The organism is Thioalkalivibrio sp. XN8 (assembly GCF_011058255.1).
Lineage (GTDB): Bacteria > Pseudomonadota > Gammaproteobacteria > Steroidobacterales > XN24 > XN24.
Window position 1 is genome coordinate 496,348 of record NZ_JAALFH010000067.1, and the last position, 19,470, is coordinate 515,817.

Sequence of the window (19,470 nt, forward strand, 5' to 3'; positions counted from 1 at the left end):
GCGGGGCGATGGCCCGCGCCGGCCTCGCAGACATTCATTCCGCGCCCAGCTCGCCCTCGAACAGCCGCTTGAAGAACAGCACGGTCGCCGCCTGGAAATAATCCCGGTTCGGCTTCTTGGCGAAGCCGTGACCCTCGTCCATGGCCAGCAGGTACCAGACCGGCACCCCGTTGTCGCGCACCGCGGCGACGATCTGTTCCGACTCGGTGTACGGCACGCGCGGGTCGTTGTAGCCCTGGGCCACGAACAGCGGCGAGCGGATCTTGTCCGCGTTGTTGAGCGGGGAAATGCGCTCCATGATGGCGCGCATGCCGGGATCGCGCTCGTCGCCGTACTCGGCGCGCCGCAGATCGCGGCGATACGACTCGGTGTTCTCGAGAAAGGTGGCGAAGCTGCTGATGCCCACGATGCTCACCCCGCCGAGCAGCCGCTCGTCGAAATTCACCATCGAGGCCAGCACCATGTAGCCGCCGTAGGAGCCCCCGTAGACGATGACCCGGTCGGCGTCGAGATCGGGCCGCTGTTCGATCCAGTGCAGCAACGCGCCGATATCGAGCACCGAGTTCTCGCGCAGTGGGCCGTTGTCCAGCTTGAGGTAGGTCTTGCCATAGCCGCTGGAGCCGCGGACGTTCGGCCGGATCACCGCTGCCCCGAGCTCGTTCACCCAGTAGGCGTAAGTCGAGGAGAAGTTCGGTCGCGACTGGGCCTCGGGCCCGCCGTGAATCTGGATCACCACCGGATGCGGGCCCTCGCCCGGCGGCAGATACAGCCAGGCCGGTACTTCGAGCCCGTCGAAACTCTCGAAGCTGACCAGCCCCGGCACCGGGAACTCTGACGTATCGAGTCCACCAACCTCGCTCTCGGTCCAGCGCCGCAGCGTGCGCTCGGCGAGCTGGTAGACGAAGACATCGCTCGGCGACTGGGGGGTGTTCAACGTCATGGCGAGCGCGCTGCCGTCGGGATCGAAGGACAAGCTGCCGACGATCCCCACCGGGAGGTCGGGCGCCGGCAAGGGGCGATCGTCCTTGACGTCGCGGAGGTGGAGGCGGGACATCCCGCCCTCGTTGGTGGCGAAGGCCAGGCGCGTGCGGGCGCGGTTCAGCGTGAAGGACGACACGTCCCAGGGAATCTCTGCGGACAGCGGCGTGCTCTTGCCCGACTCGAGGTCGAGATGATGGAGCTGCTTGAATTCCGAGCCATGGTCGTGGACGACATAGACCCCGGTGCCTCGCCGGTCGAACGCGGCCCCGCCGAAGCCCACCGGCTCCTCCTGCGGATAGACCTGGGTCAGCTCGCCCGACTCCAGCTCCAGCTGGAAGACGCGGCTTTCGGTGATCGAACGGTAGTTGATGACCAGCAGCCGGTCGTCGGTCGGCGACCAGTCCATCGGCACCCACAAGCCTTCGCCTTCCAGCGCCAGGCGGTGGCCTTCGGGTCCCTGGCGCGGGTCGGCCAGGTAGATGTCGTAGTTGCGCCCGTCGCGCCGCGTGCTCGCGTAGGCGAAGCGATCGCCGCGATTGGACCAGGCGGGGCCGGTATTGCGCGACTTGCCGTCGGTCAGCAGCGTGCTCTCGCCGGTGGCGAAATCGAACCAGAAGAGCTGGTAGAACTCGTTGCCGCCGACGTCGCGGCTGTAGACGAAACCGTTGAGTTCCGGGTCGGGCGGCGCCGACGCGCTGGTGACCGGCTCGGGGAAGAAGGTCAGCTGGTGCCGCGCGCCCATCGGCTGGCTGACGCGATGGATCTGGCTGGTGTCGCCGAAGCGGGTGGAGATCAGGATGCTCCCGTCGTTCAGCCAGCTGGCGAAACCCGCCGAGCGCGTGTTCTGGTACTGCTCCAGTCGCTCAGTCACTTCGGCCGGAATCTCCGGCATGTTCTCCAGCACCAGGTTGCCGCGCTCGACCCGCTCCACGGCGCCCGCACTGGAGGCGAGGAGCAGCGACAGCAACAGGAGTGGCAGGACGATCAGCTTGCTTGGTGTCACGGAATACCTCCCAGCTTGTTGGTGCCCGGGGCCGGAGTCGAACCGGCATGGTCTTGCGACCGGGGGATTTTAAGTCCCCTGCGTCTACCAGTTTCGCCACCCGGGCGGCGAAACAGGAAAAGTAACACAGGCCAGTTCGGGTGCAGGCGCGCGGCAGCGCCGGGCACAGCCCCGTGCCTGCCTCAGCGCGGCTCGCCGGCCTGATCCTGCCCCGGCGCCAGCAAGCCGGCCCGCACCAGCCCGATGGTCTGCCGCCTGGCGGTCTCGGGCCATTCCCGGGAGATGGCTGTGAGGTATTGCCGGAAACCTTCCAGGTCGAACCGGGGGTTTGCGGCCCGGGCCCGGGCGCTGGACTCGGCCGCCGCAGCGGTGTCGCCGAGCGCACCCTGCGCGTTGGCGAGAGCCACCCAGCCGAGGCAGAAGCCCGGGTGGAACCCCACCGCGGTATGCGCGTGCTCCTGGGCCGGCTCGTACCGGCCTGCTTCCGTATAGCCCACGGCGAGGAAGTAATGCCAGAACGGCACCGAGGGGTGGTTGGGTGCTTCGTCCAGCAGGCGGTGGAGGATGGCCAGGCCCTCCTCGATCTCCTCCGGGCTGCCGCCCCAGACCAGGTTGCAGCCCACATAGCCCCAGGCCACCATGTTGAACGGGGCGATCGCCACGACACGGCGCGCGGTGTGCAGCGAGCGCTTGCGGAAGCCGCAGTTGAGCCACACCAGCGCGGCGTACTCCATCACCGTGGCGTCCCGCGGGGCCAGGCGCAGTGCCGCGTCCACCTCCGCCAGCGCGCGCCCGTTCTCGCCGAGGGGATCATCGGCGAAGGAATTGACGACCCGCTGGTTCAGCACGAACGCCAGCAGTACGTGCGCCATGGCGTTGTCCGGCTCCAGCTTCAGCGCCTGCTCCAGCCAGCCGATGGCGTCCGCCGACGCCTCCGCGGTGTAAGAGACGGTCCAGAACGTCAGCGCCTTGTGCGTGAGGCTCCAGGCCGACAGCCCCTGGGGCGGCTGCCGGCAAAGGTCTTCCGAGACGATGTTGAGGTACTGGGAGCCGGTCTCCACGGCGATCGCCTCGGCGACCTCCCGCTGCACCTTGAACAGGTCGTCCAGGTCATGCTCGTAGGAAGCGACCCAGGCTTCCGTCCCCGACTGGGCATCGGTGAGGCGCACGATGATGCGCACCCGGCCAGGGCTGCGCTGGAACGTGCCCGAGAGGATATAGCGCGCGTTGAGCGCCTTGGCGATGGCCGCGGCGGGCTGCCCCGCCAGCGGCGCCGACTGGGCGAAGGGCACGATGCGAAGATCCGGGACGCCGGAGAGCGCTCGCGTAATCTCCGCCGCGAAACCCTGTGCCAGTAGCGCGTCGTCCTCGCCCCGGGACAGGGACTCCAGCGGCATCACGGCGACGGATGCCTGCGCCGTGTCCGAGACCGGCAAGGGGCTTGCCGGCGCGGCGGGCGCCGCGACGCTGTGCCCGCCGAACGACCGGGGCCGGGGCGCCAACCACGCCAGCAACCCGGTCAGCACCAGCCCGCCAAAGGCAAGCTGGATATCGGTACCATGCAGCAGGAGCGCACGCTCGGGGTTCGAGACCCACTCGACCGTGGCCAGGAGCATCAGGGAAAAGACATAGGCGCCGACTGCGCGGCCCAGTCCCCGGTCACGGGCCTTCTCCGAAGCCTGCGACCACCTCCCTGCCAGCATTGTCATCGTCATTCCGTTTTCAATACGGCCAAATGCATTCTATGCTGTGCTTCGAGCCATCGGCAAACGACCGCAGCACGGGGTTTTTCGGAGACGGACTTGCAGGTAGCGGCGGACCCGGCGGGCGCACGAGCAGGAGCCTACCTGTTCGTGTGTTATGCCCACGACCAGCGGGACCTGGTCGTGCAGGAAATCGACTGGTTGCGGGAACAGGGCTTCGAAGTCTGGTTCGACGAGGCCATCGATGCGGGCCAGCGCTGGAGCGAGGACCTGGCCCTGGCGATCGAGGGCTGCGCGGCGATGCTCTTTTTCATGAGCCCCCGCTCCCTGTCCTCACGTTACTGCCTGGACGAAATTCACTTCGCCCTCGAGTGCGACCGGCCGATCGTTCCGGTGGAAGTCGAGCCGTCCGAGCTCACGCCGGGGCTGCGGCTGAGCCTGGGCGGCACCCACCGCATTTTCATGCACCGCATGGCGGCTGAGGATTTCCGGTCCAAGCTGGCCAGCGGCCTGCAGCGGGCCCTGGCCGGACTGCCGCCGCCAGCCCGGGGCGCGTCCGCTCCGGCCACGGCCAATGCGCCGCCGCCGGGCCCGCTGTTCTCCGCGCACTGGCGCCCGGTGGCACTCGGCGTCTTCGCCGCCCTGGTGGCCTTCATCGCCATGATGGCTGCAGGCCGCTAGGAAAAAGCTGGAGGCGCGGACCGGAATCGAACCGGTGTTCACGGCTTTGCAGGCCGCTGCGTAACCACTCCGCCACCGCGCCATGGGGTTCCCGCGAGGGGGGGAACCGGGGTCGAACTCTACCACAGCCGGCGGCCGTGGAGCCCAAAGAAAAGCCCGGCGCGGAGGCCGGGCTTTCGGCGTGTCTGGAGCGGGAAACGAGACTCGAACTCGCGACCCCAACCTTGGCAAGGTTGTGCTCTACCAACTGAGCTATTCCCGCTGGGGAGGCGCAATTCTAAGCCACGCGGGTGGCCTGTCAAGTCTGCGCGCCCTGCCCTGGCGCGGCCTCAATCCTCCCTGAGGTGCGGCCAGGCCGCCACCAGGTACTTCCACATCGACCACAGGGTCAGCACCGCCGCGGCCAGCAGGAAGCCGTAGCCGACCTGGTACATGGGGATGAACAGCAGCGGGTGCTCCCACAGCATCATGATCAGCGCCGTGATCTGGGCGGTGGTCTTGTACTTGCCGATCCCGGACACCGCGACGTGGTGGCGCCGGCCCAGCTCGGACATCCACTCGCGCAGCGCCGAGACCGCGATCTCCCGCCCGATGATGATCGCCGCCGGCAAAGCCACGGCGTAGCCCGGATGCTTCGACACCAGCAGCACGAGCGCCGTCGAGATCATCAGCTTGTCGGCCACCGGGTCGAGGAAGGCGCCGAAGTTCGACGCCTGGTTGAGCCTGCGGGCGAGGTAGCCGTCCAGCCAGTCGGTGATCCCCGCCAGCGAGAAAATGATGGCCGCGGTCGGTCCCGCCCAGTACGCCGGGATGAACTCCCAGTAGTGCGGCAGGTAGAAAACCAGCACGATCAGGGGGATCAGGACGATCCGGATCCAGGTCAACAGGTTGGGCAGGTTAAGGCTGGCTGACATGGTCCTCAGTCCGCCGGGTGCAGGGCGTCGTAAATGCGGTGCGCAAGGTCCCGGCTGATGCCCTGGACCCGCGCCAGGTCCTCGACTCCGGCGGCCAGCACCCCGTGCATGCCGCCGAGCTCGTTGAGCAGCTGCCGGCGGCGCTTCGGCCCCAGGCCCGGGATATCCTCGAGGGGACTGAGCCGGCGCGCCTTGGCGCGCCGCTGGCGGTGCCCCGCGATCGCAAAGCGGTGTGCCTCGTCGCGCACCTGTTGCACAAGGTGCAGCGCACCAGAGTCACGAGGCAGTATAAGTGCCTGCGGTTGGCCGGCCAAGAAGACTTTCTCCAGCCCGGGGCGCCGGCTCGGGCCCTTGGCCACGGCGGCCAGCTCGACCCCTTCCAGCTCGAGCTCGTTGAGCACCCCCTGGGCCTCGGCCAGCTGGGCCTTGCCGCCGTCCACCAGCAGCAGGTCGGGCAGCGGCGCCTCGCCGCGCTTGACCCGGCTGTAGCGTCGCAGCAGCGCCTGGCGCATGGCCGCATAATCGTCCCCCGCCGCAACCCCGGCGATGTTGAAGCGCCGGTAGTCCGACTTCAGCGGGCCCTCGGGCGTGAACACGACGCAGCTCGCCACGGTCGCCTCGCCGCCGGTGTGGCTGATGTCGAAGCATTCGACGCGCCGGGGTGTCCGGTCGAGGCCGAGCGCCTCGCCGAGGGCCTCCAGCTGGGCCGTGAACCCGGCGGTGCCGGCGATCTTCAGCTCGAGGGCCTGGCGCGCGTTCTCGGCCGCCATTTCCAGCCAGCGCGCCCGCGCCGCCCGCACGCGGTGGCGCACGGCGACCGGGCGCTGGACCTGGGCTGCGAGCGCTTCGGACAACAGGGCTTCATCCTCGAGGTCGATCGCGGTGAGAATTTCTGTCGGCGGATTGCCGCCCAGGTAGTGCTGCGCCACGAAGGCGCCTAGGACTTCGGCCGGCTCACTGCCCGGCGCGACGCGCGGAAACCAGCTGCGGCTGCCGAGCACACGGCCGCCACGGATGAACATCGCCGCGACGCAATACAGCCCGCCCTGCTCGTGGACCGCCAGCGCATCGGCCTCGACGGCGCCCGCTTCGCCGCCGACGGCAGTTTCCTGGATGGCGGCCAGGCGCGCGACCTGGTCGCGATAGCGGGCCGCTTCCTCGAAGGCCAGGCGACCCGCGGCGGCCTCCATGCGTTTCACCAGTTCACGGCGGATCTCGCTGCCGCGCCCTTCGAGGAACCGGATCGCGTGATCCAGGTCGCGAGCGTAATCCTCACGGGAGATCAGGCCGACACAGGGCGCCGAGCAGCGCTCGATCTGGTACTGCAGGCAGGGCCGGCTGCGGTGGGCAAAATAGCTGTCCTCGCAGGGCCGGATCCGGAACAGGCGCTGCAGGTCCCGCAGCGTCGCGCGCACGGCGGGCACGTTCGGGTAGGGGCCGAACAGCCGCCCGGGCACGTGCCGGGAACCGCGATAGAAGGCCAGGCGCGGAAACTCGTGGCTGGTGTCCAGCCGGATATAGGGAAAGCTCTTGTCGTCCTTCAGCAGGACGTTGAAGCGAGGCCGGTGCGCCTTGATCAGGTTGTTCTCGAGCACCAGGGCCTCGGCTTCGCTGCGCGTGACCGTAACCTCGATACCGCGCACCTGGCTGACGAGGAAGCCCGTTTTGCCCGGACGCGGGGTACCGCGAAAATAGCTCGACACCCGCTTTTTCAGGTCGCGTGACTTGCCGACGTAGAGGATTTCCCCGTCGCTGCCCAGCATGCGGTAGACCCCGGGGCGATGGCCCAGCCGCCGCAGGATCGGCCGCGGGTCGAACTTCTCCCGGCCCTTGCGCGTCATGTACGCTGCCCGACCCCGGCGGCTTCCGCCGCGCGCCCCACGACCTCCCGGAACATCGGCTCGGTCAGCCGCCGCGTCTGGGTGTTGTATCGGCTGCAGTGATAGGAGTCGAACAGCACCATGCCGCCGGGCAGGCGGTGCCGGGCCCCGTGGCTGAAACCCCAGCTCGCGCGCCGCAAGCCGAGCGCGCCGAGCGTCGCATCGTGGGCGATGCGTCCCAGCGCCAGCACGACCTGCGGACGACTCTCCGCCAGCTCCGGCGCCAGCCAGCGCCGGCATTCCCGCACCTCGGCCGGCAGCGGCTTGTTCGCGGGCGGCAGGCACTTCACCGCATTGGTGATCCGGCAACCGAGCAGTTCGAGCCCGTCGTCGGCGGCCACGGACTCCGGCGCCGTGGCCAGGCCGAGGTCGAACAGCGTGCGGTAGAGCAGGATGCCGGCATGGTCCCCGGTAAACGGCCGCCCGGTCCGGTTCGCGCCGTGCATGCCGGGCGCCAGGCCGACCAGGAGCAAGGGCGCATCGGCCGGGCCGAAGGGCGGCACCGGCGCGGCATGGTATTCCGGGTGCCTGGCCCGGACCTCGTCGAGACAGGCCGCCAACCGCGCACAGCGCCGGCAACCGTCGTCGAACCACGAGGCCGGGTATGTCTGCGCGGTTGCGACCTTGTTCTCCAAACTACTTTAAATAATTTACTTTAGATAATGTTTTTAATGATCATTTTTCATGTGGCGGATGACAGCATCACCGAATCCGCTGGTGCCGACCAGGGTCGCGCCGGGGACCAGCCGCTGGATTTCCTCTTCCACCGAGCCGCGGGCACCGTCACTCTTCGGCAGGCGGATGGCGCTCCGCAGGCGGGCCAGGTCGAACGTCAGCTCCTTGGCCGCGATCGTGCCGGCCACGCCCTGCAGGATCCGGTCGGCCGCCTCGCGCCAGCCGAGGTAGCGCAGCATCATCTCGGCGGACAGGATCAGCGAGCCCGGGTTGACGCGGTCCTTGCCCGCGAAGCCGGGCGCGGTGCCGTGCGTCGCCTCGAAAACCGCCACCGCGTCGCCGATGTTGGCCCCCGGCGCGATCCCGATGCCGCCGACCTGCGCCGCCAGTGCATCGGAGATGTAGTCGCCGTTCAGGTTGAGCGTGGCGATGACGTCGTAGTCCTCGGGACTCAGCAGGATCTGCTGCAGGAAGTTGTCCGCGATCACGTCCTTGATCACGATCTGGCGGCCGGTACGGGGATTGTCGAAGGCCAGCCAGGGGCCGTCGTCGAGTTCGGTCGCGCCGAATTCCTCCCGTGCAACCTGGTAGCCCCAGTTGCGGAACGCCCCCTCCGTGTACTTCATGATGTTGCCCTTGTGGACCAGCGTCACAGAGCTGCGATCCTCGTCCACGGCATAGTTGATGGCCTTGCGGATGAGCCGCTGCGAGCCCTCCTTGGAGACCGGCTTGATCCCCAGCCCGGAGCTCGACGGGAAGCGCACTGCGTGGACATTGAGCTCGTCCTGCAGGAACTTCATCAGTTTCTGCGCCTCGGGCGAGCCGGCCGGCCACTCGATCCCGGCGTAGATGTCCTCGGTGTTCTCGCGGAACACGGTCATCGACACCAGCTCCGATTCCTTCATCGGCGTCTGCACGCCGGGGAAATAGCGGATCGGGCGGACGCAGGCGTAAAGGTCGAGGCGCTGGCGGATGGACACGTTCAGCGAGCGGAAGCCGCCGCCGACCGGTGTCGCCAGGGGACCCTTGATGGAGACCACGAAGCGTTCCAGGGCATCGAGCGTCTCCTCCGGCAGGAACTGGCTGCCGCCGTACAGGCCGGTCGCCTTCTGGCCGGCATAGACCTCCATCCAGGCGATCGCCCGCTCGTGGCCATAGGCGGCCTCGACCGCGGCATCGACCACCTTGCGCGCGACCGGCGAGACATCGACCCCGATGCCGTCGCCCTCGATGAAGGGGATGACCGGCCGGTCGGGGACATTCAGGGTGAAATCAGGATTCACGGTGACGGGCTCGCCGTCCTCCGGAAGCCGGATGTGTTCATAACGCATGGAGTGTCGTTCCGCTTGGAAAGTCTGGCTGCAGGGCCGGCGCACCGGACAAGTTAAGTCGTCAATTATCGCTGCGCCCTCGACCTGACTCAACCGCGACCCCCGCTCCGCCGGCCGAAGCAGTGCATGTAGAGGGTGGGGATCAACACCAGCGTAAGCAGCGTCACGACCAGCACACCGCTGGCGAGGGTAAGCCCGAGAGGCCGCAGGGCCGGCTCGAACACCAACGCGCCACTGCCAAACATCACGGTACCGGCGGTGAGCAGTATCGGCCGCGTCCTCAGTGTTGCGGCCGCAATGAGTGCCTCGCGCACGTCCATCCCCTCCTCCAGCCGCTGTTGTGTGAAATCGACCAGCAGCACGGCGTTGCGAACCACAATGCCGGCGAGCGCGATGATGCCCAACACACCCATGCCGGCGAGATCGAGGCCTGTCGCCCAGTGCGCGGGGATGACGCCGATAAAGACCAGCGGGATCGGAACCATGATGAGCAGCGGCACCAGGTAGGAATTGAACCAGCCCGCGAGCATCGTATAGACGACGAGAACAACAACGATACCGGCCATCCCGAGGTCACGATAAACCTGCTGGGTCATCGCCCATTCGCCGCCCCAGTACAGGACCGTCCGAGTATCGCTCCGCGGCAGGCTAATCCAGCTTATAGCCGGCATCTCATCCGGGTGCTTTTCCATCTCCGCGACCAGGTCGCGCTGGACCGAGAGCGGCTGGCTGCGATCCCGGTTCACATCGGCCGCCACATAGACCACCGGGAGCTGGTTCTTGCGATGCCGGTTCGGCTCCCATTTCGTTTCGACCTGCTCGATCACATCCGTCAATGGCACCATCTGTCCGATCTCGCTGCGCAGGTATAGCGCGGCAAGCTGGTCGGGGCTCTCACGCTCATTTTCCCGCAGTCGCACGATCACGGGGACCGGCTCGCGCTCCGCGGGAAGGTCCAGCGTGGCCGCGGTCCGTCCAGCCAGCGCCATGTGCACTGCCGCGGCTACGTGCGCCGGTTGCACGCCCATCGCAGCGCTCCGCTCCAGGTCGGCCCTGACCAAGATCTCGGGGCCAACTGGCGCAGGGAAGCGCTCGATATTGGCGGCAGCAGGATGTGCCTCGAGCAGGCGTTCAAGGCGGTCCGCAAGCGCAAGTCGTGCCTCCCGTTCCGGCCCGAATATCTCGCCCTGGATCGGGTTCTCGCCCGACGGACCCGAAGGAATCCGGCGGATCATGGCGCGGCCGCCGAACGGTTCGAGCACCGGGCCGAGTCGGTCCAACAACTTGCGATCGATCTCGTAACTCAGGAGCTCGCGTCTGTCGTCGGGAGGCAACTGAACATAGATCGAGGCCCGGTGAGATGACGCGACCTCGATGTCCGGGGGGCCGGGCCGAGGTAACAGCACCGGGCCGGCTGTTCCCGCAAACGACGTATACGCATCAACTTCAGGGAAGTCGCGCAGCTCGCGTCCGATCGCTGCGCTGGCTTGGAGGGTTTGCTCGAGCGGGCCGCCGGGCGGCAGTTCCAGTTCGACGATGAAAATCTCGCGGTCGAGAAACGGCACCAAGGTGACCTGGACCGCCCGGGACAGGATCATTCCGGCACTGCCCGCCAGTAACAGTACGAGGACGAGATAGAACAGCCAACGCAGCCAGGCATGTTCGAACAGCGGCTCCAGCAACGCACGATAAGTTTTCTCGAGTCGCCCTCGGGTCGCTCCCTCCGGCGCATCCGGTTCGCCTCCCCCAGGTTGCCCGGCCTCGCGGGACGGGTTGGCGCGTAACAGGCGGAGTGCGACGTAGGGAGTCGCGGTAAGCGCGACGGTAAGGGAGAAAAGCAAGGCCCATGAAGCGCCCAACGGGATCGCGCGGATGTACTGCCCCATCTCGCCGCTGATAAACGCCGTCGGCAGCAGGGTGATAACAATCAGGAAGGCGGCAAGAATCGTCGGGTTGCCCACCTCATCTACCGCCTTGACGGCGAGTTCCCGGCTGCGCTCACCCGCGTTGCGGAAATGTCGCCCAATGTTCTCGATAATGATGATGTTGTCATCGGCAATGAGCCCGATGGCAAGGATCATCGCGGCGATGGAGATCGGGTTGAGTGTGAAACCCGTGAGCCAGTAGGCGAACGGCACGATGGCCATGCTCGCCGGGATCAGCAGGAAGACCCCCAGCGCGGCACGCCACCCGAGACCGAGCAGGATGATCACCACCACGATCGCGGTCGCGGTGGCGAAATTCTCCAGCACCCGTCTTACGGTTTCAGTGGCCGCCCGGCCCGCGTCGTAAGCGACGCGGACGTCGACTCCGGCGGGAACCAGGCTACCCTTGGCGGCATCCATCAGCGCCAATGCACGGTCCGTCACTGCGCTGACGTTGTAGTGCGGCACCGTGGTGAGCGCGAGACTGACCGCCGGCACCTCGCCGGGGCTGCCCCTCTCCCAGTGGACGGACTGCGAGTGGTATGGTGCCGGCCCGTCTACCACGTCGGCGACCTCGCGCAGCCTGATCACGCCGGCAGGTCCGGCACCCACCTGGATGCGCTCGAGTTCCTCAGCCGAAGCTGGGACATGGCCGACGCGAACTGACCATACCTGGTCTGACCGCATCGAATCGGCCGGCAGCAGGACGCTCGCCGCCTCGATGCCTTCGAGCACTTGGCTGATGTCGATACCGTGTGCCGCGAGATCGGCCGGCCTGGGCATTACGCGCAACTGGCGCGGCTGCCCGCCATGCACCACGACATCGCGGACCCCCTCGATTGCGGACAAGCGTGCACCGACCTCGGCGGCGAGCCGGCGCAGTTCGAAGCCGCTGAGCTCGGCGCTGGAAAGCGTCAGCATCAGGCTGGTCAGCATGTCATCCCCCAGCGTCCGAATCGTCTCGGCCCCGGCGCCCGGAGGCAGGCGATGCCGGTTGCTATGGAAAAGCTCGCTTAACGATCCCCAGGCCTCGGCGTCGCTGACTCCGGTAGCGAACTCCACTTCAATCAGTGCCGCGTCGGCCGCCGCTACCGTGCCGACCTCAATGACATTCTGCAGCTGGCTCGCCCACGCGCCCACGGGGCGTGCGATGAGTTCGTCGACGCGCTCCACTCCGCCGCCGGGAAATGGCACGAGGATCTGCGCGGTGGGCACCTCGACATCCGGGCGATCCTGCTGCGGTGTGACGAGCAAACTGTAGCCGCCGAGGAACAATGCGGTCATGACGAATAGCGGTACCAGCGCCGAATCGATCAGGCGCCCTGCGAGCCTGCCGGCAAAGCCCTTTTTATCCATCAGTCCTGCAATGTGACAGCCTGGCCATCAGTGAGCTTGCTGATGGCGCTGCCGTATGCCACTCGCTCGCCGGCTTCCAGCCCGCGCTGCACGTAGGCCCAGCCATCGTCTGGCGACGACGGGTCGAGAGAAACCCAGCGAAGTCTTGCGCGCCAGGGTATTTGGTCGCCCGGCTCGATCACGAACACTCCGGTGAGCTGCCCGCGCCGCACCACGGCGCCCGCCGGGACCCTGACCGAATGCGAGGCAGCCCCCGTCGACGGGACGCGCAATTCGACTACCATGCCCGGCACCAGCCCGGAAGGGGGGGTATCTACCAGCGCGCGCAGGCGCAACCCTGCCCCATTGCCTGCAAGCGCGGGTAGAACGGCCTGCAGCCTGCCCTCGGCAGGCTCACTGATCCCCTCTGCCACGACGGGCAAGCGAGCCCCCACAGACAGGCCCGCCGCTTTGGCCTGGTCAATCGCCGCTTCGACTTCCAGCCGGCCCCGATCCTCGAAAACCACCAACGGCATTCCGGGCATCACGAAACTCCCCGTCTCCGTCAGGATCTCGCTGACCACCCCGTCGAAAGGCGCGCGCAGACGCGCGTAATCCATGCTGACTTCGATGGCCGCCAATTCAGCCTCTGCCCGGCCGAGTGCGCTGGTGGCCCGCTCAGCCTGAAGCTCCGCCTCCTCGAGGCGCACTTTGGCCACAAGCCCTTGGTCGTACAGGCGACGAAACCGATCGCGATTCCGCAATGCCTGCTCATGCGCCTCGCGCGCCGAATCCCGCTGCAGGATAGCCGCCATGCGCGAAGCCTCCAGCTCGCGGGAATCGATTTGCAGGATCTCCTGGCCAGCTACCACGTGGTCACCCGCCCTCACCAGCACGGCTTCCACGGTGCCGGCCTGACGCGTGCCCAGCTGCGCGCGACGATATGGGCGCACTACGCCCGGGGCCGCCAAATATGCCGCGCCGCCGATCACTTCCGCCGGCGCGATGCTGACGCTGACGGTTGCGCCTTCAACGTCTTTCGCAGCGGTGCCTTCGACCTCATTGCTGCATGCAAGCGCCAACAATCCCAAGCCCGGCAACAGCCATCTCGCGAAGTTCGCGATGATTGGGCGCCGGCTCATGGCCACAACTCGCCCGGATTCCCGGCCCCACTGGCGAGACCGTAACGCTGGGCCGCGACGAGCACGTTGTATCGCGCGCTGGTCTCGCGGGTGAGCGCCGCCAGTTCCTCCGCCTGCGCACGCAATAACGCCGCCATATCATCCAGCCCCTCAGCGTAACGCCTTTCGGTCAGGGCGAGGGCCTCCTCCGCTGCGGCCACGCTGACCGCCGCGCTTCGCCACGCTTGCAGTTCCGCGCGCCACCAGGCATGGGTGTCCCGGACCTCACGCCGGGCGCGCTGGTGCAATCCGCGCAGTTCCGCCCGCCTTTCCTGCTCGGTTGCCCGAGCCTCGTCCAACGCTCCCTGTTGCCCGAAACCGGCAAACAAAGTCCAGCCGAAATTCACGCCCACGATCCAATCTGTCTCGTCGAAGCCAAAAGGCTGATTCATCTCGATCCGCTGATAGCGCGCAAAAATATTCAGATCGGGTAGATAGGCCGCACGTGCGCGATCGACACCAGCTTCTGCCGCCTTGACGGCCTCCTCCAGCGCGAGAAGGTCCTTCCGCTCCGCCGGCAGGAATTCTTCTTGCGGCAGCTGGCCCGCAGGTTCGGGCACAGGGTCAGTCAGCTCGAGCAAGCCATCACCGTCAAGACCGAGGACCTGGCGCAGCATGGCATGCGACGCGACTACGCGACGCTCCGCCAAGGCCAGCCGCGCTTCCATTTCGCCAACACGGGTGCGCGCATTGAGCACATCGAGCCTGGTAGCCAGGCCTTGATCGACAAAGGCTTCGGCCTGTCGCAACGCTCTCCTCGCCGCTGCCAGACCGCGGGCCTCGGCACTCAGCTGCCGCTGTGCCGTGCCAGCGCCGAAATAAGCCTCGATCGTCGCCACAGCGACTTCGTGCTCGGCCCGGTGAAGTCCCAGGCGCGCCGCACCTTCCGCGTGGCCGGCCTGTGTCCGTGCATGCCAGGCTCCTACATTGATCAGCGGCTGCACCAGCTGCATCCCCACCAGGTTGCCCTCCACGGGATTGAGCTCACCCACCCCAGGAACGGGGGGAACGACCAATGCCCCGCTGGAAACCCGGTCGAGCAAACCGACATCGGCGTTGAGATAAGTGGCGTCGAGGCTCACGGTCGGCAGGATCCCCTGCCGCGTCTTGACCCGCGTTGCCTCGGCGCGAGCCTTTTGGGCCCGGCTGATCAACAACTCGGGGTTATCTGCGCGGGCGAGCGCCAGCGCCTGTTGCAGCGACAGAGGTTGTGGAGACGTGGCGGTCACGCGCTCTCCGATCATCGCGGCGCTCGCGATCATGACCACCAGGACCGCGGCCAGGAGCCTCTTGGTCTGGTTCAATCGCTTCTGGACAGCCCGCCGTGGCACTGCAATCGGTCCTATAACCCGAACGGATAGGTGTCGGGCGCCCCCGGCCGCGGGTGCTGGTCTCCCAGCGGGGTCACGGCAGAGGTCTGGTCGAACCAGGCGAAAGCATCGTACTGGCGGGCCAGGATCGTCTCGGAATAGTGACTCAGGCGCTCGCTCTCGGGCCGGTAGATGACCCCGATGAAACGCTGCAGGCGCGGTTGCATGAGCGCGCGGCGTAACTGCTCGTTGACGCCCGGGCGCAGGTCCAGGAGAAAGCGCCCGATCGCGGCATCGTGGCACAGGCGTTCGCTGCTCTCCGCCAGGGACGGCCGGACGCGCTTGATCTCCACTTCGTCGTCCCAGTCGGTGGCAGCCGCCACCGTTCCCGCGTGGGTGCCGAAACCGACCAGCGCGACCTGGTCGCCCCAGCGCTGGCGACACAGCTGGCCGATATTCAGCTGGCCGCGAGCCGCGCCCATGTCGGTATAGCGGGCGTCGCCGATGTGCGAATTGTGCGCCCACACCACGGCCCTGGCTTGCGGCCCGCGCGCTTCCAGGAGATGGCCGAGGGTCTCGAACATGTGGGTATCACGCAGGTTCCAGGACTCGGCCCCGCCGTAGTACATGACGCGGTAGTAGCGCTCGGCGGCAGCCACCAGCCGGGCGTTCTGGGTGGCATCGAGAAAGCTGTCGCCGTCCTGCGCCACGTATTCGAGCCGGCGCTCCAGCAGGTCACGCAGCTGGTCGACGACCTCCCCTTCACATTTTCCGAAACCGGAAGCCAGCGCCGCCCGGCCGTATGTCGCCGGGTCGCTCTGCCAGGGCGTCAGGCAGCCATAGCGGGTTCGCGCCACGGCCGCCGCCGCCGGGTCCACGCGATCGAGGTACTGCAGCACCGCCGCGACGGAAGCGTTCATGTTGTAGATATCGAGGCCGTAGAAACCGGCGCGCGCGTCATGCTCGGCGAGCCGCCCGTTGTGGCGGCGCAACCACTCCATGAACGTCTCGAACTCCAGGTTGCGCCACATCCAGGTGGGGAAACGCTGGAACGGCGGTGGCGATCCGGCCTCGAAGGGGCGATGCCGTACATAGCGATCGATCGCGGCCGCATCGGGCCAGTCCGCCTCGGCGGCCACGATCGTGAAGCCGTGCGCCTCCACCAGCCGGCGCGTGATGGCGGCGCGGGCCTGGTAAAACTCGGCTGTGCCATGGCTCGATTCGCCCAGCAGTACGATCCGCCGGTCGGCAAACCGGTCGAACAACGGCCCGAATTCAGGGTCCTTCGGCTCGGGCAGCGGAATCGCGGCCGCGGCAATGAGGCCCGGCGTGTCGAACGGCGGCCGCCGCCAGCGCGCTTCCGTGCATAAGGCCCGCCGGCCCCTGCCGGGGTGGGCGACTCGATCCGTCATGGCTGGGGGGACTCCGTCTTTTCCCTGGGCCACTACTGCCTTTGGTATAGGAAAGATCCCGCAGCCCTGCAATGCGGCGCCCGCCCGCCACCAGCAAAAGGGCCCCGGCAGCAGCGCTGCCGGGGCCCGGTCGGCGGGCGATGCGCCAGGCCTCAGCCGTGGAACTGTTCCTCCTCGGTGGAACCGGCCAGCGCGCTGAGCGACGACTGGCCTGCCGTGACGACCTGGGTGACGGCGTCGAAGTAGCCGGCGCCGACTTCGCGCTGGTGCTTGGTGGCCGTGTAGCCGTCCTTCTCGCTGGCGAACTCCGCTTCCTGCAGCTCGACGTAGGCCTTCATCTGGCTTTCCTTGTAGCCCTTCGCCAGTGTGAACATGCTGTAGTTCAGCGCATGGAAGCCGGCCAGGGTGATGAACTGGAACTTGTAGCCCATGGCCGCGAGTTCCTTCTGGAACTTGGCGATGGTGGCGTCGTCGAGGTGCCGCTTCCAGTTGAACGACGGCGAGCAGTTGTAGGCCAGCATCTGGCCCGGGAACTCCTTGTGCATCGCCTCGGCAAACTTCTTCGCCATCGCGAGGTCGGGCACGGAAGTCTCGCACCAGATCAGGTCGGCCAGGGGCGCGTAGGCCAGCCCGCGGGCGATGGCCTGGTCGATACCGGCATTCACCCGGAAGAAGCCCTCGGAAGTGCGCTCACCGGTGATGAAGGGATGGTCGCGCTCGTCGATATCCGAGGTCAGCAGGTTGGCCGCGTCGGCGTCGGTGCGCGCCACCAGCAGGGTCGGCACGCCGCAGACGTCGGCCGCGAGACGCGCCGCCGCCAGCTTGCTGACGGCCTCGCTGGTCGGCACCAGCACCTTGCCGCCCATGTGCCCGCATTTCTTGGCGGACGACAGCTGGTCCTCGAAGTGCACGCCGGAGGCGCCGGCGTCGATCATGTCCTTCATCAGCTCGAAGGCGTTGAGCACGCCGCCGAAGCCGGCCTCGGCATCCGCGACGATGGGCTGGAGCCAGTCGATGCTGTCGTTGCCCTCGGCGTGGTAGATCTGGTCGGCCCGCAACAGCGTGCGGTTGATGCGGCGAACCACCGCCGGGACCGAGTTCGCCGGGTACAGCGACTGGTCCGGGTACATCTCGCCGGCGAGGTTGGCGTCGCCCGCCACCTGCCAGCCGGAAAGATAAATCGCGTTCAGGCCGGCCTTCACCTGCTGCATCGCCTGGTTGCCGGTGAGCGCGCCGAGGGCGTTCACGAAGGGCTTCTCGTGGAGGTACTTCCAGAGCTTCTCGGCGCCCTGGCGGGCCAGCGAGTACTCGATGTCCACGGTGCCGCGGAGCCTCACGACATCCTCGACGCCATAGGGCCGCGTAATGCCCTTCCAGCGCGGATTCTCTTCCCAGTCCTTCTTCAGTGCTTCTGCCGACAGGCGTGTCATCGCGTGTTCCTCTGTGTGATGTCCCGGTTAACCCCTAAAACCCCTCAGTCGATGGCCTCGTAGGCCACCAGCGTCAGGAAATCCATGCAGCGCTCCTCGACCGTGATTCGGTCGAGCAGCTTGGCGGCCTCGGCGTAGTGGCCCGAGGCGAATCGCTCCGCGCCCACTTCATCCCTGATCTTGGCCATCTCTTCGTCGCGCAGCTTTTCATACAGGGCAAAAGTCACCTTGCGCCCGTCGTCGAGCACGCCCTGCGGGTGCTTGATCCACTGCCAGATCTGCGCCCGCGCGATCTCTGCGGTCGCCGCGTCCTCCATCAGGTTGTACAGCGGGACGCAGCCGTTGCCGCCGAGCCACGCCGCCATGTACTGGATGCCGACCGAGATATTGCTGCGCAGTCCCGCCTCGGTGATCTCGCCCTCGGGCATCCGCAGCAGGTCGGCCGCCGTGACGTGCACGTCTTCCCGCAGCTTGTCCAGCTGGTTGGGTGCCGGCATGTGGCGGTCGAAGATCTCCATCGCCACCGGCACCAGCCCGGGGTGCGCCACCCAGGTGCCGTCGTGGCCGTCGCCGGCCTCGCGCTCCTTGTCGGCACGCACCTTGGCGAGCGCCTCCTCGTTCGCTTCGGGGTCGCCCTTGATCGGGATCTGGGCGGCCATGCCGCCGATTGCCAGGGCGCCGCGGCGATGGCAGGTCTTGATGACCAGCTGCGAATACGAGCGCAGGAAGTGTGTGGCCATGGTGACCTGGTGCCGGTCCGGCAGGGTGAACTCCGGGTATTCCTGGAATTTCTTGATGAAACTGAAGATGTAGTCCCAGCGGCCGCAGTTGAGGCCGACGATATGCTCGCGCAGCTCGTAGAGAATCTCGTCGATCTCGAACGCCGCCAGGATAGTCTCGATCAGCACGGTGCACTTGATGGTGCCCCGGGCCAGGCCGAGCGCGTCCTCGGCGTAACGGAACACCTCGGCCCAGAGCCGGGCCTCGAGGTGGCTTTCCAGCTTCGGCAGGTAGAAATACGGCCCCGACCCGATCTTCGCCGTGGCCGCCGCGTTATGGAACAGGTACAGCCCGAAATCGAACAGCCCGCCCGGCACCTGCCGGCCCGCGACTTCGACATGCTTCTCGTACAGGTGCCAGCCGCGCGGCCGCACGAACAGGGTCGCGACCTCGTCCTTGAGCTTGTATTCCTTGCCCTCGGGCGAGGTGAAAGAAATGGTGCGGGCCACGGCGTCGCGCAGGGCGATCTGGCCCGGCAGCAGGTTGTCCCAGGCGGGCGTCATGGAGTCTTCGAAGTCCGCCATGAAGACCTTCGCGCCGGAGTTCAGGGCGTTGATGATCATCTTGCGGTCGACGGGACCGGTGATCTCGACGCGGCGGTCCTGCAGGTCGGCCGGGATCTCGCCGACCCGCCAGTCGCCCATGCGGATGTCGGCGGTCTCGGGCAGGAAATCGGGCAGCTGGCCGCGGTCGATCTCGGCCTGGCGCGCGCTGCGCCGGGCCAGCAGCTCCTCGACGCGCGGCCCGAACCGGGCGGCGAGCTCGGCGAGGAAGGCCATGGCATCGGGCGAGAGAATGGCCTCGTAGCCGGGACGGACGGGGCCGAGGATCTGGTAGTCGGGGGCGGTCGTGGTCATGGCTGTCCTTCTGCTTCCAGGCCGTCGAGGACCGGGCCGCGCGATAGCGGCCCTCGTGGCGCCAGCAGATGC

At 67.3% G+C, this 19,470-nt stretch carries 13 protein-coding genes and 3 tRNA genes; 1 reads left to right on the forward strand and 15 read right to left on the reverse strand.

Going from position 1 to position 19,470, the window contains the following annotated elements; genetic code table 11:
* Window positions 1-34 precede the first annotated feature (34 nt).
* The 3 genes from G6N75_RS15590 to G6N75_RS14500 form a co-directional block, all read right to left on the reverse strand.
* Window positions 35-1,984 carry an alpha/beta fold hydrolase gene (locus tag G6N75_RS15590; protein ID WP_206203138.1) on the reverse strand — a complete coding sequence of 650 codons (1,950 nt, stop codon included), beginning with the start codon at window positions 1,982-1,984 and terminating at the stop codon, window positions 35-37.
* A gap of 19 nt (window positions 1,985-2,003) precedes the next feature.
* Window positions 2,004-2,090: transfer RNA gene (locus tag G6N75_RS14495), tRNA-Leu, on the reverse strand.
* 76 nt (window positions 2,091-2,166) lie between these two features.
* A complete protein-coding gene (locus tag G6N75_RS14500; RefSeq protein WP_165349062.1) occupies window positions 2,167-3,699 on the reverse strand; it encodes a hypothetical protein in 1,533 nt (510 codons plus the stop codon).
* 138 nt (window positions 3,700-3,837) lie between these two features.
* Between G6N75_RS14500 and G6N75_RS14505 the strand changes: the two genes are divergently transcribed.
* On the forward strand, window positions 3,838-4,368 hold the full coding sequence (locus G6N75_RS14505) for a toll/interleukin-1 receptor domain-containing protein (RefSeq protein WP_206203139.1): 531 nt from the start codon (window positions 3,838-3,840) through the stop codon (window positions 4,366-4,368).
* 8 nt (window positions 4,369-4,376) lie between these two features.
* Here G6N75_RS14505 and G6N75_RS14510 read toward each other — a convergent pair.
* The 12 genes from G6N75_RS14510 to aceB all read right to left on the reverse strand — a co-directional run bounded on the left by G6N75_RS14510 (window position 4,377) and on the right by aceB (window position 19,398).
* Window positions 4,377-4,450 (reverse strand) — tRNA-Cys (locus tag G6N75_RS14510).
* A 104-nt stretch (window positions 4,451-4,554) separates the two neighbouring features.
* Window positions 4,555-4,630 (reverse strand) — tRNA-Gly (locus G6N75_RS14515).
* 67 nt (window positions 4,631-4,697) lie between these two features.
* Window positions 4,698-5,282: a CDP-diacylglycerol--glycerol-3-phosphate 3-phosphatidyltransferase gene (gene pgsA, locus G6N75_RS14520; protein ID WP_165349064.1), complete on the reverse strand. Its 585-nt coding sequence runs from the start codon at window positions 5,280-5,282 to the stop codon at window positions 4,698-4,700.
* Window positions 5,283-5,287: 5 nt separating this feature from the next.
* A complete protein-coding gene (uvrC, locus tag G6N75_RS14525) occupies window positions 5,288-7,123 on the reverse strand; it encodes an excinuclease ABC subunit UvrC (protein ID WP_165349065.1) in 1,836 nt (611 codons plus the stop codon).
* Entirely contained in the window at window positions 7,120-7,797 is a 678-nt protein-coding gene (locus G6N75_RS14530; RefSeq protein WP_165349066.1) for a uracil-DNA glycosylase, read from the reverse strand. The genes uvrC and G6N75_RS14530 overlap by 4 nt, the downstream gene beginning before the upstream one ends.
* A 33-nt stretch (window positions 7,798-7,830) precedes the next feature.
* A complete protein-coding gene (icd, locus tag G6N75_RS14535; RefSeq protein ID WP_165349067.1) occupies window positions 7,831-9,168 on the reverse strand; it encodes an NADP-dependent isocitrate dehydrogenase in 1,338 nt (445 codons plus the stop codon).
* Window positions 9,169-9,257: 89 nt separating this feature from the next.
* Window positions 9,258-12,449, reverse strand: a complete 3,192-nt coding sequence (locus tag G6N75_RS14540; RefSeq protein WP_165349068.1) for an efflux RND transporter permease subunit — start codon at window positions 12,447-12,449, stop codon at window positions 9,258-9,260.
* Complete coding sequence (locus tag G6N75_RS14545; RefSeq protein WP_165349069.1) at window positions 12,449-13,570, reverse strand: efflux RND transporter periplasmic adaptor subunit; 1,122 nt, start codon at window positions 13,568-13,570, stop codon at window positions 12,449-12,451. Before G6N75_RS14545 ends, G6N75_RS14540 begins: the two co-directional genes overlap by 1 nt.
* Entirely contained in the window at window positions 13,567-14,913 is a 1,347-nt protein-coding gene (locus tag G6N75_RS14550) for a TolC family protein (RefSeq protein ID WP_165349070.1), read from the reverse strand. The genes G6N75_RS14545 and G6N75_RS14550 overlap by 4 nt, the downstream gene beginning before the upstream one ends.
* 38 nt (window positions 14,914-14,951) lie before the next feature.
* Window positions 14,952-16,331, reverse strand: a complete 1,380-nt coding sequence (locus G6N75_RS14555) for an erythromycin esterase family protein (protein WP_165349071.1) — start codon at window positions 16,329-16,331, stop codon at window positions 14,952-14,954.
* A 152-nt stretch (window positions 16,332-16,483) separates the two neighbouring features.
* Window positions 16,484-17,761, reverse strand: coding sequence for an isocitrate lyase (aceA, locus tag G6N75_RS14560; RefSeq protein WP_165349072.1), 1,278 nt, complete (start codon window positions 17,759-17,761; stop codon window positions 16,484-16,486).
* 44 nt (window positions 17,762-17,805) lie between these two features.
* Entirely contained in the window at window positions 17,806-19,398 is a 1,593-nt protein-coding gene (aceB, locus tag G6N75_RS14565; protein ID WP_165349073.1) for a malate synthase A, read from the reverse strand.
* Between the last annotated feature and the right edge of the window lie 72 nt (window positions 19,399-19,470).

Bases quoted from the DNA above. Each gene is read 5' to 3' on its own strand.
- G6N75_RS14500 (WP_165349062.1), bottom strand. From the start codon at position 3,699: ATGACGATGACAATGCTGGCAGGGAGGTGGTCGCAGGCTTCGGAGAAG.
- pgsA (WP_165349064.1), bottom strand. From the start codon at position 5,282: ATGTCAGCCAGCCTTAACCTGCCCAACCTGTTGACCTGGATCCGGATC.
- uvrC (WP_165349065.1), bottom strand. From the start codon at position 7,123: ATGACGCGCAAGGGCCGGGAGAAGTTCGACCCGCGGCCGATCCTGCGG.
- icd (WP_165349067.1), bottom strand. From the start codon at position 9,168: ATGCGTTATGAACACATCCGGCTTCCGGAGGACGGCGAGCCCGTCACC.
- G6N75_RS14540 (WP_165349068.1), bottom strand. From the start codon at position 12,449: ATGGATAAAAAGGGCTTTGCCGGCAGGCTCGCAGGGCGCCTGATCGAT.
- G6N75_RS14545 (WP_165349069.1), bottom strand. From the start codon at position 13,570: ATGAGCCGGCGCCCAATCATCGCGAACTTCGCGAGATGGCTGTTGCCG.
- G6N75_RS14555 (WP_165349071.1), bottom strand. From the start codon at position 16,331: ATGACGGATCGAGTCGCCCACCCCGGCAGGGGCCGGCGGGCCTTATGC.
- aceA (WP_165349072.1), bottom strand. From the start codon at position 17,761: ATGACACGCCTGTCGGCAGAAGCACTGAAGAAGGACTGGGAAGAGAAT.
- aceB (WP_165349073.1), bottom strand. From the start codon at position 19,398: ATGACCACGACCGCCCCCGACTACCAGATCCTCGGCCCCGTCCGTCCC.